Genomic DNA, 15,784 nt, shown 5'->3' on the forward strand with positions numbered 1-15,784 from the left:
CCGCGCGTTGGCCGTCGCTGGAAGGCGATACGCGGGTTGCCGGGCACTACGGGCAGCGGCTGGAGTGTGCGCCGCGGAGACGCCTTCGTGGGGGCATCCTCTCTGCTGCTCGTCGCGTTGGCTTCCCTCGTCGGAGGCCTGCTCTATCTGGCTGGTAAGCCCGTACACGCGAGCGCCGCACCGTTCTTTGCGCAGTGGCTTCCGCATGTGGGGCCGGGCACGCCCCTCGCCATCACTGTTGCTGTATTGGTGATTTGGAAGGGCCCGGTGCTTGCGGCTCGGTTGGCATGGCGCCCCTTGGTGCTGTCCGGCTATGCCGTGGCGGTCGTCTGGACGCTCGCGCTCGCACTGGTGGACGGATGGCAGAGGGGTTTGACCGGCCGGCTCACCACCAAGCCCGAATACCTCCATGAGGTGCCTGGAGTCACCGACGTGACGGCGATGATCCGCGGGTTCGCCGGGCGGATCCTCGACGCGCAACCGGATTCGTGGACAACCCATGTGGCCGGGCATCCTCCTGGAGCCTTACTGACCTTCGTCTGGCTGGATCGGATCGGCCTGGGCGGCGGGGCATGGGCCGCCGTCTTGTGCGTCATGGTCGGCGCCTTGGCGGCGGTCGCTGTCCCTGAGACGGTGCGTCTGCTCGGCGACCCGGACGCTGCGCGAGTTGCTGTGCCGTTCGCCGTGCTTCTGCCCGGCGCTGTCTGGATCGGAGCTTCGGCGGACGGGCTGTTCGCGGGTGTCGCCGCTGTCGGGACGATGCTGCTCGCGCGGCAGCGCCCGCATTGGGACGCGGTCGGAGGCGCGCTTCTGGGGTTCGGGCTTTACCTGTCCTACGGGTTGGTCCTGCTCGCCCCCATCGTCCTGGTGGTGCTGGTACGGCGACGAGCGTGGCGATCCCTGGGCATCGCTTCCTTCAGCGCGGCTGTGGTCGTCGGGGTGTTCACGGCCTACGGGTTTTGGTGGTTTGACGGCTACCACTTGGTCGTTGAGCGGTACTACCAAGGACTGGCCAGCGTGCGGCCCTACTGGTACTGGGTATGGGCGAACCTGGCGGCCCTCGTGGCAAGTGGCGGCCCCGCAATGGCAGTGATTCTCCGACGGGCCATGTCACTGCAAGGCGTGCTGAAGCCACGACGGCACCGACCGTCTGGGGAACGCAACCTGCCGCGAGCCGTCATGCAGGTCGCGCACTCGCTGCGGGAGTCGTGGCATCGGGGCGTGGAATGGCCGATCAAGAAGCGAGAACCAGCGTGGCGACGAGCCATGCCACGACAGCCTGAGACGAAACGGCGCGGTCAGAGTGCGCCGGCAGGGGACCACGCGCCGAGTGTGCGAGAGCGCCGTTTTGTTCTCGCCGCATCGCTGTTGCCCGTCGCGGCAGCCACGGCGGTGTTGTTGGCTGACATCTCAGGGTTGAGCAAGGCGGAGACCGAGCGCATCTGGTTGCCCTTCGCCGTCTGGTTCGCCGCCGGCGCCGTGTTGCTCCCAGCGGACAGCAGGCGATTCTGGCTCGCCGTCCAGGCGACTACAGCGCTGCTCGTCAATCACCTCTTGCTGACGAGCTGGTGATGGAAGCGGAACTGCATCAGTGACACCGCGGCCGAGCTGAGCGAGAGGGCCCTGAGGTGAGAGAAGGAGCAAGGAGCAGAGCGGGCAGCGAACGGTCGAGGAGTGGACGGGCAATCAGGCTTTGGCCTGGGCGCAGCTCCACCAGCGCCCCTCGGGCGGCTCGACGGCCAGCCCAGCGCACGGGTGAGGAATCGCGCGGGTGAGGAATGAAGTCGGCGTGAAGGAGACACGGACGCCGGGGGTGGGAAACACAGGTGAGGGGGTCGGAACAACGACCGAGTTTCAGGGCCGGATGAGCTCAGGGCCGGCTTCAGGCGAGCTTGATCCGCACCCGTCGGTTCTGCCTGCCTTTGCTCTCCACCTTGACCACCTGCACGCGCCCGACCTGAGCTGTCGAAGCCACGTGCGTACCCCCGTCGGCCTGGACGTCCAGGCCCACGATGTCCACGACGCGGATCTCCGGGTTCTCCAGCGGGGGCAGGGCGTCCTGGGTGCGGACCAGGTCGGGGATCGTCAGGGCCTCCTCGCGGGGAAGGATGCGGGCGACGATTCTGCGGTCGGCGGCAATCTCGGCGTTCACCGCGTCCTCGAGGGCTTGCTTGAATCCGGGTGGCACCTCGGGGAGGTTGAAGTCCATGCGAGCCTCGCCCGGCTGCATGTTGCCGCCGGTGACGAGTGCGCCGAAGTCGCGGAAGACCGTGCCGCAAAGGATGTGCAGGCCGGAGTGCGTCCGCATGAGCGTGCTCCGCCGTTCGTCGTCGATCGCACCGCGGACGCTGGTGCCCGCGGGCGGGACCGGGTCGCCGGGAACCGGGATCAGGTACAGGTCGTCGCCCTTTCGGGTGTCGACGATGCGGGTCTGCACGCCGGCCCAGATGAGGACGCCGTGGTCCGGGGGCTGGCCGCCGCCGCCCGGGTAGAAAGCGGACCGGTCGAGCACGATCCCGGCTTCCGGGTCGGCCGGGTCGGACCACACGACGGTGCAGTCCCATTCACGGATCGTCGGGTCGACCCAGTCGAGGCGGTGCGTGTGGCCGTGCTGCTCGAACGCCATGAGCGGGAGCGTACTGCAGGTGTAGTACCTGGTTACCGCATGTGGACGACGCGGCGCGGGACGCTCCGCGCGTACGGTGATCGCCGTGGAGCTGGACGCGCTTGCCCTGTGCTTCGCCTCGGCGTTGGCCTACGCCGCGGCGGCGGTTGTGCAGGAGCGGACGGCTCGGCGACCCGTGGCCGAACTTCTGCGGACGCCCAAGTGGTGGGCGGCCGTCGGCCTGAACGCTGTCGGCGCCGTTCTGCACGTCGTCGCGCTGCGGTTCGGGCCCTTGTCGCTGGTTCAGCCCCTGGGGGTGCTCACCCTGGTGCTGGCCGTGCCGCTCGGGGCGCTCGTCGCGCGACGTACGGTCGGCCGGGTCGCGTGGCACGGCGTCGGACTGGTCGTCAGCGGCCTGGGCGGCATCTTGATGCTGGTCAGCTCGGGCGGCGACATCGGTGCGGCTAGCGCTGGAAAGTTGGTGGGTTCGGCCGGCGGAGTCGGTGGTTCGAGCGCTGGGCAGCTGGTGGACTCGGCGGGAGGCGTCGGGGGCCAGTGGGCGGGTTCCGCCGGCGGGGCCGGTGCTTCGCACGCGGGCCAATTGGTGGACTCGGCCGGCGGCGCCGGTGCTTCGCACGCTGGGCAGTTGGTGGGTTCGGCCGGTGGCGTCGGTGCTTCGGACCTGGGACAGATGGTCGGCTCGGCCGGTGGCGTCGGTGTTCTTGGACCGGGCCAGATGGTCGGTCTGCTGCTTGTGGCGGCTGCGGTGCTGACGATCACGGGACGGCGCTGGCCGGCGGTCGCCGGGGGCGTCGCGTTCGGGGTGTCGTCCGCGCTCGCCCAGACGGTCGCTGTGCATGTCGCCGGCGGCGGGTGGCAGGCGGGTCCCCTGGTCGTGTCCGCGGCGGCCGCGATCGTCGTGCTGTCCTGTGTCGGGCTGTTCTTTACGCAACGGTCCTATCGCGATGGGTTCGCCGCGCCGCTTGCGGTCAGCACCTTGGCCAATCCGGTGGTGGCGGCGGCGATCGGGCTGGTGTTGCTGGGTGAGCGGATCGCGGGTGGCTCGGTCGGTGTCGCTCTGGTCGTCGTGTGTGCCGTCGCGGCCGGGCTCGGGGTCAGTCTCCTGGCTGACGGCCGGAAGGACGAGGTACGCGACTTCGCGAAGATCTAGGCTTTGCGGGTGGCCAAGTACTTCGACGTGCACCCGGACAACCCGCAGCCCCGGGCCATCGCGCAGATCGGCGGGATTCTGCGCGACGACGGGCTGATCGCGTACCCGACGGACTCCTGCTACGCGCTCGGCTGCCGCATCGGCAACGCGTCGGGCATCGACCGGATCCGCGACATCCGGCACCTGGGCAGCGGCCACCATTTCACGCTGGTGTGCCGGGACTTCGCCCAGCTCGGGCAGTTCGTGCAGATCAACAACGCTGTCTTCCGTACGGTCAAAGCGGCGACCCCGGGCAGCTACACCTTCATCCTGCCGGCGACGCGGGAGGTGCCGCGCCGGTTGTTGCATCCCAAGAAAAAGACCGTCGGGGTGCGTATCCCCGAGAACACGGTGACCCAGGCGATCCTGGCGGAGCTCGGTGAGCCGCTGCTGTCGAGCACGCTGCTGCTACCCGACGAGGAGGAGCCGCTCACGCAGGGCTGGGAGATCAAGGAGCGGCTCGATCACGTGGTGGACGCGGTGATCGACTCGGGGGAGTGCGGCACGGTGCCGACGACCGTCATCGACCTCTCCGACGGTACGCCGGAGATCCTGCGGGTCGGGGCCGGCGACCCCGCACGATTCGCCTGAGACCGGCTCACAGGGTGTGACATTTTCCCCACGCTCGGGCGGCCTGACCAGCCGTAAGATTCGAGGCCCACCGATGCGTTCACCGGGAGTCACCATGCTGACCGTTCCCCCTGGCCTCGCCGGCGTAGTCGCCTTCGACACCGAGATCGCGGAGCCCGACCGCGACGGCGGGTCCCTGCGCTATCGCGGCATCGACATCGAGAAGCTCGTCGGCAAGGTGTCCTTCGCCGACGTGTGGGGTCTGCTCGTCGACGGGGACTTCGGCTCCCCGTTGCGGCCCGAGGAGCCGTACCCGTTGGCTCTTCGCTCGGGGGACATCCGCGCCGACGCGCAGGCGGCCATCGCGACCGCGGCGCCGGCGTGGAACGCCCGGCCGCTGATCGACATCGACGACGCGCAGGCGCGCGTCGATCTGGCCCGGACGTCGGCCACGCTGCTCTCCCTGGTCGCCCAGGGTGCCCGCGGTACGGAGCTGCCTGCGGTGCCCGAGCGGCGGGTCGATGAGGCGTCCAGCATCGTCGAGCGGTTCATGATCCGGTGGCGGGGCGAGCCGGACCCGCGGCATGTCAGCGCTATCGACCGGTACTGGATCTCCGCCGCCGAGCATGGCATGAACGCGTCCACGTTCACCGCCCGGGTCGTTGCCAGCACCGGCGCCGACGTGCCGGCGGCCATGTCTGCAGCGGTCGGTGCGATGTCGGGCCCGCTGCACGGTGGCGCGCCGTCGCGGGCGCTGCACATGGTGGAGGCGGTCGAGCGGTCCGGTGACGCCCGCGGGTATGTGAAGCAGGTGCTCGACAGCGGTCAGCGGCTCATGGGTTTCGGCCACGCCATCTACCGGGCGGAGGATCCGCGTGCCCGGCTGCTGCGCGCCACAGCCAAGGAGCTGGGTGCGCCGCGCTACGAGGTGGCGAAGGCGCTGGAGGATGCGGCGCTCGCCGAGCTGCGGGAGCGCAAGCCCGACCGGGTGCTCGAGACCAACGTCGAGTTCTGGGCGGCGGTCATCCTGGACTTCGCCGAGGTGCCGGCGCCGATGTTCACGTCGATGTTCACCTGTGCGCGGACGGCGGGCTGGGCGAGTCACATCCTGGAGCAGAAGCGCCTCGGGAAGATCATCCGGCCGTCGGCCGACTACGTCGGTGTCGCGGACCGGGAGCCTTCGGAGCTTGCCGGGTGGGAGGACGCGCTGAAGCGCAACGCCGTCCGGACCTACGTCTGACGGTATCGATCTATCTGCATGGATGATGTGGGGGCGGTACTCAGAGTGGCAGCGTGACCACCATGAGACGCAGAGCCGCGCTCGTCGTAGCGATGATGACGACGATGGTGGTCGCCTCCGCGGGTGCCGCGGGCGCCGCCCCCCGATCCTCCTACGCCTTCCTGCACCCGGGCGGCCAGCCCACGTTGACCGAGAAGGTGCCGGTCAACGTGGTCTTCCTCGGGTACGAACCGAACCAGGTCGCCAAGAGCGGGTACCTCGCCAAGCTGGCGAAGAGGTACGAGCCGGTGGTCCGTTACCGCCTGGTCTACGGCAAGACCGAGAAGCTCGGCATCAAGTACACCTACGACTACAAGCTCTCCTACAGCTCCAGGTCCTACGAGGACACCTTCTTCCGGCAGCTCGGGAGGCTCGCGAAGCCTGCGCCTCTGACGGAGTACCAGCAGGCGTACAACGAGCAGGCCGGCAAGGCGCGGGAGATCTCGGAGAACCACGCGATCGACGCGCCCAGCGTGGAGAAGTGGCTCGCGTACCATCCGCCGGCCGGTGTGGACACCCGGCGCAACACGATCTTCTTCATCAACTGGTACGGGCGCTCCGATTTCCGGTTCCACGTCTACACCAAGACGGACGAGCCGGATCCGGACACCGGCATGAACTTCGGCGCGGCGCGTGACAGCCGCAAGCTCATCGCCTGGGGTGGCACCACGGCCGACGACGAGGAGAGCGGCCTCGGCAGCACCCGCCGGGTGTGGTTCCACGACCTGTCGGCCGGCCCGGAGTCGTGGACCAGCAACTACGACATCACCAACGCGGACGTGGACGGCGACGGCGCGCCCGACTACCGGATGCCGCCGGTGTGGGAGTACAGGGCGGGCGGCTACCGTGATCCGGCGGCGCTGGCCGGGGACCTCGGGCTGATCACCCGTTACGTCGCCCTCAACCTGCTGATGACCTCGTCGCCGCTCTATCCGGTGGAGCTGCCGACGCCCGAGCCACCCAAGTCGATCAACATCGACAGCAACACGTACGAGGGTTGGCCGGGGGTCGACGCCTCCGCGGCGTACATCAAACCCCGGCTGGTGGTGCAGGAGCTGTCGGAGCTGCGCTGGCGCAACCGGCTCGATTTCGACAACCAGGATCTTCCGTACGATGCCAGGGCCGAGGAGTGCTACGTCGGTGTGCTCACCGACACGAGCTGCTACCCGGATTCGGGCTACCCGGCCTTCGCGAACCTCTACCTCTACAACTGGGAGAACCTGGCACGCACCAAGGACGACGCCGGACGGGTCGACTACGAGCTTCCGGTGTTCAACTACGCGGTGGGACCCGGGGTCGGTGCGCCCGCGCTCGGCTTCGCCGACGACAACTACGTCGACGGCACCCAGACCGGTGTCTTCTGCTTCGTCTCGCCTGAGATCGTCGAGCGCGGGTACGGCCTGACCACCACCCAGATCCACGAGGTCGGCCATCACCTGGGCATGAGCCACCCGCACGACGGCTACGACAGTGAGACGGGCGTGGACTACGGCCCGTCCGGGGACACGTTCTTCGCCTGGTCCGGCGACGAGAACAACTCGATGATGAGCTACATCGACCTGAACTGGGACTTCAGCCAGTTCGACCGGGACAACAGCGACCGGTTCCTGACCGCCGCGTACTACGAGGCCGCGAACCGGCTCGCGGCGGACGTGCTCGCCTCGCCGCGGGCCGGCCGCGGTCGCGCCGACCTGCGGGCCGCCGACGTGCTGCTCGGACTGGCCGGCGCAGCGTTCGCGCGGCATGACTACCGGGCCGCGTATGCGTTCGCCGAGGGTGCCTACAACCGGGTCGTCGCGGCGGCGCGCAAGGTCGGCGTGGACCCGGCGGCCGCGGCGAGGGCGATGGCCGCCGAAGCTACCGCCGCCCGTCGCACCACCGAGGTGCACAGCCCGCACGAGTTCATCGACACCCTGGCCCCGGACAGCCCGCGCAGCCAGCCGTGACCTGAGCCGGCGAACGGCCGGGAGCCCTCCGGGGCTGCCCGGCCGTTTCGTCGTACGGCTGCCGCCACGGGAGACTCGTTAACAAAATATTGACAGTTGTAAAACTGTGTCGGATGCTCAGGGAGCGCTCTCACGACGAACCCCTGGATCGTGGCCATGAGAAGCATCGCCTCCCTGACCGTTCTCGTCCTCGCTGCGCTGATCGCAGGGGCGGGACCCGCCGACGCCTCCCAGACCTCCCTGCGGGCCGCCGATCCCAGCGTGATCAGGGTCGGTGGGACGTACTTCTCGGTGCAGTCGATGAACAACGGCATCCACGTGCGGCAGGCGGCATCGCCCGACGCGCTGGCGGCCGCCCCGGCCCGGCAGGTGTGGTCCGACACCCGCAACCTCGGCGAGGTCTGGGCGCCGGAAATGCACCTCGACGGTGGTCGCTACTACATCTACTTCTCGGCCGGTCGCGGCTCGGCTCATCGCATGTACGTGATCAGCTCGGCGAGCCCCGACGGCGGCTACACCGGCGAGACGCGTATGGCGTTGCCGGACGACAAGTGGGCGGTCGACGGCACGATGTTCGTCTTCAACGGCCAGCGGTTCTTCGTCTGGTCCGGCTGGGCCGGTGACACGAACGTCGAACAGAACCTCTATCTCGCGCGCATGAGCAGCCCCACCGCGACCACCGGCGCCCGGTACGTGATCTCCCAGCCGCGGGAGAGCTGGGAGCGCGTCGTCGGCAACCCCTTCATCAACGAGGGCCCGGAGGCGATCAGGGATCCCGACGGCCGCCTGCACGTCGTGTACTCCGCCAACGGAAGCTGGAGTGACCAGTACTGCCTCGGTGACCTGAGGCTGCGGGCCGGCGGAGACCCCACGTACGTATGGGACTGGTACAAGTCGAACGGCTGCCTGTTCGGCTCGAACCGGGCGACGATGATGGCCGGCTGGGATCCCACGCTGTACGCGAACGGTCCCGGCCACCACACGTTCGTGCTGCTCAACGGCGACATCGCCACGAGCCCGCCGGCCGGTCCGCGCTTCCCGCTGATGTATCACGCCGTACCGAAGGGAACGCCGTACTCGTGGGAGAACAGGTACTGGTACACCGGGACGTTCGCCTGGTGGGGCGCCACCACCTATCGCCGCGCGAATGTGCCCGGTGCGACCACCGACACAGGGTTCGGGCTCAAGTTCTTCGAGTGAGCGCGCTATATTGATTCCATGGAAACTAATTCTATGGAAGCCATCGTGCTGGAGGCGCCCGGTCCGCCCGAGGCTCTGCACCTGCGCCGGCTGCCCATTCCCGTGCCCGCCCCGGGTCAGGTGCTGATCCGGGTCAAGGCGTTCGGGCTCAACCGCTCCGAGCTGCACACCCGGCTCGGGCTCGCCGAGGGGGTCTCGTTCCCGCGGGTGCCGGGGATCGAGGCGACCGGTGTCGTGGTCGCCGCGCCGGGCGGCGAGTTCCCGCCCGGGCAGCAGGTCATGGCGATGATGGGCGGGATGGGCCGCACCTTCGACGGCGGGTACGCGCAGTACACCTGCGTGCCCGCGACCCAGGTGATCCCGTTCCGCAGCAGCCTCGACTGGGCCGTCCTCGGGGCCGTGCCCGAGACCCTGCAGACCGCGTACGGGTCGCTGACCGAAGGGCTCGATGTCCGCACGGGACAGACGCTGCTGATCCGCGGCGGTACGTCGTCGGTGGGGATGACCGCCGCCGTGCTGGCGAAGCGTCTGGGGATCACCGTGCTGTCGACCACCCGCACCGAGTCCAAGGCCGCGGCGCTCAAGGGTGTCGGCGTGGACCACGTGCTCATCGACGACGGCTCGGTCGCGGAGCAGGTGCGCGAGCTCGTTCCGGGCGGCGTGGACAACGCGCTGGAGCTGGTCGGCGTGCCGACTCTGCCGGACACACTGCGGGCGGTGCGCAAGCACGGCGTCGTCTGCTTCTCCGGCATCCTGTCGAACGAGTGGATCGTGAAGGACTTCTATCCCATCGGGTATCTGCCGCGCGGGGTGCGGCTGACGGCGTACGGCGGCGATGCGGACGACCTGCCGCAGGCCGTTCTGCAGGAGTTTCTCGACGCTGTCGCGGCGGGGGAGGCGGTCGTGCCGCTGGACCGCACGTACCGGCTGGACCAGATCGCCCAGGCGCACGCGGACATGGAGGCGAACCGTGCGGCCGGGAAGCTCGTGGTGCTGCCCTGAAAGAAGCGAACGAGAACACGAAAATAGGCGACGGTGTATTGTGGGGTTCGCTACAGCCACCTAGGGTCTGCTCATGTCGTCGCTTACCAGGCTCGGCGTGGTGGCCGCCGCGTCGCTCATCGGCCTCGGGCCGGCCCTGATCTCAGGCGGGCCGGCCAATGCCATTTCTGACGTCCGCACCGGCGGCGCTCCTGTGACCCGTGCCGCCCTCGACCCCGCCCTGGTAGCAGGCCGTGGCGCCACGGTCGGCTTCCTCGAGCAGGAGGCGGAGACCGCACGCTTCACCGGCGAGCTGCTCGGCCCCGACCGCAGTGCCTACACACTGTCCGCCGAGGCATCCGGCCGGAACGCTGTTCGTCTCGCCCCCGGTCAGTACGTCGAGTTCACCCTGCCGCGAACGGCGAACGCGATCACCGTTCGTTACGCCATCCCGGACGCGCCGGGCGGTGGCGGGATCACCGCGCCGCTGGGCGTCACCGTGAACGGCGCGGCGCGCGGGACGATGACGCTGACCTCCGAGTACGCGTACCTCTACAACCAGTACCCGTTCACCAACGACCCCGGTGCGGACCTGCTGCACCCGGACTGGTGGATCACCGAGTGTGCCTGCGTACCCGCTGCGACGACGCCCGCTCCCGCGATCAGCAAGCCGTTCCGGCCCATGCACTTCTACGACGAGCAGCGCATGCTGCTGGGCCGCACCTACCGGGCCGGCGACACCGTGCGGCTGACCGCCTCGGCCGGTGCCGCCTGGACCGTGATCGACCTGCTCGACTCCGAGCTGGTCGCGCCCCCGAAGGTCGTCCCGGTCGCGGCCAACGTGCTGCTCTTCGGCGCGGACCCGAGCGGGCGCCGCGACTCCGCCGCGGCCCTGGACCGGGCGATCGCGTTCGCTCGCAAGGCGAAGCTCAAGGTCTACGTGCCGCCGGGCACCTACCGCGTCGACCGGCACATCGCCGTGGACGACGTCACCATCGAGGGCGCCGGGAACTGGTACACGATCTTCAAGGGCCGGCAGGTCACGCTCGACCAACCGGCACCGGACGGCTCGGTGCACACCGGCGTCGGCTTCTACGGCAAGGGCGCGGCCGAGGGCGGGAGCCGCAACGTGCACCTGCGTGACTTCGCGATCGAGGGTGACGTCCGCGAGCGCATCGACACCGATCAGGTCAACGGCGTCGGCGGGGCGCTCAGCGACTCCTCGGTGGAGCGGCTGCACATCCGGCACACCAAGGTCGGGCTGTGGTTCGACGGCCCGATGCGCAACCTGCGTGTCGAGGCCAACGTCATCGTGGATCAGATCGCCGACGGGCTCAACTTCCACACCGGCGTCACCGACTCGGTGGTGCGGCAGAACACCGTTCGGAACACCGGCGACGACGGTCTGGCCATGTGGTCGGAGAAGACGGCCGACGTTCGGAACATGTTCGACCACAACACCGTGCAGACGCCCACCCTGGCGAACGGCATCGCGATCTACGGCGGCACGGACAACATCGTGTCGGGGAACCTCATCGCGGATCCGATCCGGGAGGGCAGCGGCATCCACGTCGGCTCGCGGTTCGGCGCCGAGCCGTTCGCCGGCCGTCTCACGATCAAGGACAACACCGTGGTACGGGCGGGAACGTTCGAGCTGAACTGGCGGATCGGCCTCGGTGCCATCTGGTTCTACGCCCTGGACAAGTCGATCGACGCGGACATCCGGGTAACCGGCGATCACTACCTGGACAGCACGTACAACGCGATCATGCTGGTCAGCGACTGGGGCGTGAAGGATCTCTACTCGGTTCGGGGGGTGTCCTTCAAGGACGTCCGGGTCGACGGCACGGGCACCTCCGTGGTCAGCGCGCGCACGGCGGGATCGGCCTCGTTCGAGAACGTCGACGCGCGTCACGTGGGCGCCGTCGGTGTCAACAACTGCGGTTCCTTCCACTTCACCCCGGCCGGCTCGGAGTTCGCCCTGACGGATCTGGGCGGAAACGAAGGGGGATGGCTGGCGCCGTACCTGCCGAATGTGATCTCGTGCGACGACCGCCCGCCGGTGGTCCCGCCGCCGCCACCCACCACCTGGTGAGGTCTTTTTGAGGGGCGGGCGGCCTTGGCCGTCCGCCTCCGCCGCTTCTACGCTCCGGCCATGAGGACATCGCTCGGCGTCGCGGTCGCCGGATTCGGGTGGATGGGCCGGGTCCACACCCAGGCCTACCTGCGGGTGCTGCATCACTTCCCGGATCTTCCGGTACGCCCGCAGCTGGTCGCCGTCGCCGACGAGGTCCCGGGACGGGCCGAGGAGGCCGCCGAAAGGTACGGCTTCGCGAGCCCGACCCGGAGCTGGCGCGACCTGCTGACCGACCCCGCCGTGGAGGCGGTCAGCATCGGCGCGCCCAACTTCCTGCACCGGGAGATGGGCGTGGAGCTGGCCCGCGCCGGCAAGCACATCTGGATCGAGAAGCCGGTCGGTCTCACCTCGGCGGACGCCCGGGCCGTCGGCGACGCGGTCCGCGGCTCCGGCGTGCAGGGCACCGTCGGGTTCAACTACCGCAACGCCCCCGCGGTCGCCACCGCCCGGGAGCTGATCGCGTCCGGCGGCATCGGCACGGTCACCCACGCCCGGTTCCGGCTGTTCAGCGACTACGCCGCACACCCGGACGGCGCCCTGACCTGGCGGTTCGAGCGGGCCCGCGGCGGCAGCGGGGTGCTCGGCGACCTCGCGGCGCACGGCGTGGACCTGGTGCGGCACCTGCTCGGCGATATCGAGGCGCTGGTCGCCGACACGGCCGTCTTCGTGCCGCAGCGGCCCCGGCCGGCCGGGGCGACCGCCGGGCACACCCGGGCCACCGGCGGCGAGCTCGGGCCGGTCGAGAACGAGGACTACGTCTCGGCGCAGCTGCGACTGGCGTCGGGGGCACGCGCGGTGCTGGAGGCCAGCCGGGTCGCTGTCGGCGACCAGAACAACTACGGCTTCGAGGTGCACGGTACGAGCGGATCGGTGGCCTGGGACTTCCGCCGGATGGGGGAGCTGACCGTCAGCACCGGCGGTGACTACCAGGACCAGCCGACGTTCACGGTCCACGCTGGACCCGGCAACGGCGAGTACGCGGCCTTCCAGCCGGGCGCGGGCATCGCCATGGGCTACGACGACCTCAAGGTGATCGAGGCCTGGCACTTCCTGCGGTCCATCGCCGAGGGCCGCCCGCACGGAGCGACCCTGGACGACGCCGTCCGCAGCGCGGAAGCCCTCGACGCGATGTCCGCCTCGGTCGAGTCCAACTCGTGGGTGATGCTCTAAGACGCTCCTGATCGGGCGGGCGCGCCGCCCCGGTCGGCGCGCCCGGGGCGTTCAGCTTGTACTCAGTACGGCAACCGCCCGGTCGAACGCAGAATCTCGGTCCGCTGCGAACTCCTCGTCGGTGAAGACGGGTGTGGTGATGTGCGGTGGGACGCCGGGGCCTTCGAACGTTCTGCCCCGCAGCGTGCGGAACTCCTCGTTCGGCAAGGCGAACAACCAGTTCTGCTTCGGCAGCGACCGGATCATCACGTCGGAGAAGACGCCCTGGGTGTTCTCCCCGATCCGCACCGGCATCGGCTTGCGCTGCCATCATCGCCTGCGTGAAGGTCTCGCCGGCGCTCATCGTCGACCCTCCGGTGAGCAATGCGATCCGGCCGGTGAATCGCGGCGCCGTAGCCGGCCGTACCCAGACCGGCTGCTGCCTGGTGAAGCGGCGCGGGTCTGTGGGATGGTTGCGGGCCCGCTTGGCGTAGGCGAAGAACGGCCGGTCGGTCAGACGCGCGGCGAGTTGGAGGCCGAGCGCGTCGGATCCGCCGCTGTTGACCCGCACGTCCAGAATGAGCCCGCGTAGCGCGTCAGGCCCGGACGCGCGTTGTGGTGTGAAGATCGTGTCGAGAGCGCGGTCGAGCTCGGTGGAGTTCCCGGCGAAGCCCCCGCCGTCGGTGTAGCCGGAGAACGCGGTCACACGCAGGTACCCGAGCCGGCCCGGGAGGTCGGCGTACCCGATTTTGCCGTCGGCGAAGGTCTGCATCGGGCCGTGCAGGTCGCGGCGTTCGATGAACGCCCTGGTCCGCTCCTTGAGAGCACCGCTGGGCGCCACCGTCCCCGGGCGCCGGCCGCCGAACGCGCGGGTCGGGCTCTGGACGCCGGTGTGCGCGTCGCCCAACGGGCGGATCATCTCCACCAGGAGATCGAACAGCTCGTCGTCAGACATGTCCGCACGCACCCGGGGCCGATACGTGGCCCGCACCGACTTCCAGTCGATCCCCTTCGCGGCGAAGGACGGGTAGTTCTCGGCGAACGTCGCCCAGAAGACGTCGAACGCTGGCAGCGGTCCCGTGGGCCCCGGCCGGGTGCACGCCGCGGGCAGCGACGACAGCCGGTCGAAGTGGACATCGCCGACGGCGCCGTCGGCATGCAGGGTGAGCCGCCGGTGGAGCCGGTCGGCCCGGACGCTGAACGTGTCGTCCTGGGCCGCGAACCGGACCGTTCCGTCGGCACCGACCGTGCCGTCCTGCGTCGCGGTCGGTCCCGCCGCGCAGCTGATGGTGGTGGTCTCGTAGAGCTGCGCGCGTCCTTGCTCGATGGACAGGACGGTGCTGTAGCCGTCGCTGCGCCAGATCCCGTCAACGGGTGTCACGGCGGTGGCCACAGGTCCGGCCGTGGCGGCTGTCGACAGGAGCAGAGCGGCGGAAACGGTTGCGGCAGACAACAGCGTTACTCGTCTATACCTCATGCCCGAAGCATGCGGCCGCAGGAACCCGCACAACACCGAGACATCCCCTAGGTGTAGGTTCCAGGACCGTTGTTGATGCGGGTGATGGGTGCTCGTCCGGCGAGGGCGGTGTGTCCGCGGTGGTGGTTGTAAGTATGTAGCCAGCGGGGCAGGGCGTCGGCGCGGTCTTGGCTGCTGGTGAAGGGCCGGGAGTAGATCCATTCGTCGCACATGGTGCGGTTGAACCGTTCTGCTTTGCCGTTGGTCTGGGGCCGGTAGGCGCGGGTGAAGCGGGCTTGGGCGCCGAGGTCGGTGAGGGCTTGCTGCCAGGCTCGGCCGCGGCGATATGCCAGGGCGTTGTCGGTCATCACCCGCTCGATCTGCGCTATCCCGAGCTGGGCGAAGTGGGCGGCGGCGCGGCGCAGGAAGCCGGCGCAGGTGCCGCTGGTCTCGTCGGGATGGATTTCGGCGTAGGCCAGGCGGGTGTGGTCATCGATGGCGGCATGCACGTACTCGTAGCCGACCAGGCGTCCCTGGGCTTGCTCGCGGCGTTTGTGGCGGGCTTGGTCGCTGTCACGGCCGTGTGCCCGCCATCCGCCGCCGTCTCGCAGCCGGCCGATCTTCTTGACGTCGACGTGGATCAGCTCGCCGGGCCGGTCACGTTCGTAGCGGCGGATCAGCTGCCCGGTGGGCCGGTCCAGCCAGGCGAGGCGGTGCAGATGGTGTCGGGTCAGCACCGCGTGGATCGTCGAGGCGGGCACGCCCAGCAGCCCGGCCAATCGGCGAGGCCCGCGCTTGAGGGTGGTCCGCGCAGCGCAGATCCGGGCCTCGAGGTCGGCCGGCGTCTTGCCGGGCAGCCGGTGCGCGGTGCTGGGCCGATCCTGCAAACCAGCGTCGCCTTCGGCACGCCATCGGGCCACCCACTTGTAGCCGGTCGCCCTCGATATCCCGAGTTCTTCCACCACGTGGGCCACTGGTCGTCTCTGACCCACGACACGCTCGATGAGCAGCCGCCTGCCATGCACAGTCAGCCGGGCATTACGGTGGGCCATAGAGACCTCCGGTCTAGGTGAAAGCGTCGCAACTTCCACCTCGCCGGAGGTCTTCTCACATCTCAAGCCACCACGCCGTGTCAACAACGCTCATGGGCACTACACCTAGGTGTGCTGTCCAGGGACGTTGGTCAACCTGGTGATGGGTGGGAAGCCGCCGATCGCTGAGTGAGGCCGGTGGTGATTGTAGTGATGCAGG

Annotated in this window: 11 protein-coding genes and 1 pseudogene; 9 read left to right on the forward strand and 3 right to left on the reverse strand. The window is 69.4% G+C overall.

Features of this window, described 5'->3' with window-relative positions:
- Positions 1-66 precede the first annotated feature (66 nt).
- The gene (locus tag AB0J80_RS34735; RefSeq protein ID WP_364713628.1) at positions 67-1,572 is read left to right on the forward strand and encodes a hypothetical protein; all 1,506 of its coding nucleotides are present in this window, start codon (positions 67-69) and stop codon (positions 1,570-1,572) included.
- Between the two features lie 310 nt (positions 1,573-1,882).
- Here AB0J80_RS34735 and AB0J80_RS34740 read toward each other — a convergent pair whose 3' ends face one another.
- Positions 1,883-2,626: an alanyl-tRNA editing protein gene (locus tag AB0J80_RS34740; RefSeq protein ID WP_364713614.1), complete on the reverse strand. Its 744-nt coding sequence runs from the start codon at positions 2,624-2,626 to the stop codon at positions 1,883-1,885.
- Positions 2,627-2,711: 85 nt separating this feature from the next.
- Here AB0J80_RS34740 and AB0J80_RS34745 point away from each other — a divergent pair, with 85 nt between their 5' ends.
- From AB0J80_RS34745 to AB0J80_RS34780, 8 genes are all read left to right on the forward strand, one after another.
- The gene (locus AB0J80_RS34745; protein WP_364713615.1) at positions 2,712-3,776 is read left to right on the forward strand and encodes a hypothetical protein; all 1,065 of its coding nucleotides are present in this window, start codon (positions 2,712-2,714) and stop codon (positions 3,774-3,776) included.
- Between the two features lie 9 nt (positions 3,777-3,785).
- Positions 3,786-4,406: an L-threonylcarbamoyladenylate synthase gene (locus AB0J80_RS34750; protein WP_364713617.1), complete on the forward strand. Its 621-nt coding sequence runs from the start codon at positions 3,786-3,788 to the stop codon at positions 4,404-4,406.
- Between the two features lie 94 nt (positions 4,407-4,500).
- Positions 4,501-5,625, forward strand: a complete 1,125-nt coding sequence (locus tag AB0J80_RS34755; RefSeq protein ID WP_364713619.1) for a citrate synthase 2 — start codon at positions 4,501-4,503, stop codon at positions 5,623-5,625.
- 62 nt (positions 5,626-5,687) lie between these two features.
- Positions 5,688-7,610: a hypothetical protein gene (locus tag AB0J80_RS34760; RefSeq protein ID WP_364713620.1), complete on the forward strand. Its 1,923-nt coding sequence runs from the start codon at positions 5,688-5,690 to the stop codon at positions 7,608-7,610.
- A gap of 156 nt (positions 7,611-7,766) precedes the next feature.
- A complete protein-coding gene (locus AB0J80_RS34765) occupies positions 7,767-8,810 on the forward strand; it encodes a glycoside hydrolase family 43 protein (protein WP_364713621.1) in 1,044 nt (347 codons plus the stop codon).
- Positions 8,811-8,828: 18 nt separating this feature from the next.
- The gene (locus AB0J80_RS34770) at positions 8,829-9,812 is read left to right on the forward strand and encodes a zinc-binding alcohol dehydrogenase family protein (RefSeq protein WP_364713623.1); all 984 of its coding nucleotides are present in this window, start codon (positions 8,829-8,831) and stop codon (positions 9,810-9,812) included.
- Positions 9,813-9,885: 73 nt separating this feature from the next.
- The gene (locus tag AB0J80_RS34775) at positions 9,886-11,886 is read left to right on the forward strand and encodes a glycosyl hydrolase family 28-related protein (protein ID WP_364713625.1); all 2,001 of its coding nucleotides are present in this window, start codon (positions 9,886-9,888) and stop codon (positions 11,884-11,886) included.
- 60 nt (positions 11,887-11,946) lie between these two features.
- Positions 11,947-13,098, forward strand: coding sequence for a Gfo/Idh/MocA family oxidoreductase (locus tag AB0J80_RS34780; protein WP_364713626.1), 1,152 nt, complete (start codon positions 11,947-11,949; stop codon positions 13,096-13,098).
- A gap of 319 nt (positions 13,099-13,417) precedes the next feature.
- Here AB0J80_RS34780 and AB0J80_RS34785 read toward each other — a convergent pair.
- Together AB0J80_RS34785 and AB0J80_RS34790 are read right to left on the reverse strand one after the other, a co-directional pair.
- Positions 13,418-14,554: pseudogene (locus AB0J80_RS34785) on the reverse strand (S41 family peptidase); the annotation flags it as partial.
- 47 nt (positions 14,555-14,601) lie between these two features.
- Positions 14,602-15,585 (reverse strand): IS481 family transposase, encoded by a 984-nt coding sequence (locus tag AB0J80_RS34790; RefSeq protein WP_364713629.1) that lies wholly within the window; start codon positions 15,583-15,585, stop codon positions 14,602-14,604.
- Positions 15,586-15,784 lie beyond the last annotated feature (199 nt).

Origin of the sequence: Actinoplanes sp. NPDC049548, assembly GCF_040676695.1 — a bacterium.
Taxonomy (GTDB): Bacteria; Actinomycetota; Actinomycetes; order Mycobacteriales; family Micromonosporaceae; genus Actinoplanes.

Coding starts and splice junctions, on each gene's coding strand:
- AB0J80_RS34740 (WP_364713614.1), bottom strand. CDS start 2,626: ATGGCGTTCGAGCAGCACGGCCACACGCACCGCCTCGACTGGGTCGAC.
- AB0J80_RS34755 (WP_364713619.1), top strand. CDS start 4,501: ATGCTGACCGTTCCCCCTGGCCTCGCCGGCGTAGTCGCCTTCGACACC.
- AB0J80_RS34760 (WP_364713620.1), top strand. CDS start 5,688: ATGAGACGCAGAGCCGCGCTCGTCGTAGCGATGATGACGACGATGGTG.
- AB0J80_RS34765 (WP_364713621.1), top strand. CDS start 7,767: ATGAGAAGCATCGCCTCCCTGACCGTTCTCGTCCTCGCTGCGCTGATC.
- AB0J80_RS34770 (WP_364713623.1), top strand. CDS start 8,829: ATGGAAACTAATTCTATGGAAGCCATCGTGCTGGAGGCGCCCGGTCCG.
- AB0J80_RS34775 (WP_364713625.1), top strand. CDS start 9,886: ATGTCGTCGCTTACCAGGCTCGGCGTGGTGGCCGCCGCGTCGCTCATC.
- AB0J80_RS34780 (WP_364713626.1), top strand. CDS start 11,947: ATGAGGACATCGCTCGGCGTCGCGGTCGCCGGATTCGGGTGGATGGGC.
- AB0J80_RS34790 (WP_364713629.1), bottom strand. CDS start 15,585: ATGGCCCACCGTAATGCCCGGCTGACTGTGCATGGCAGGCGGCTGCTC.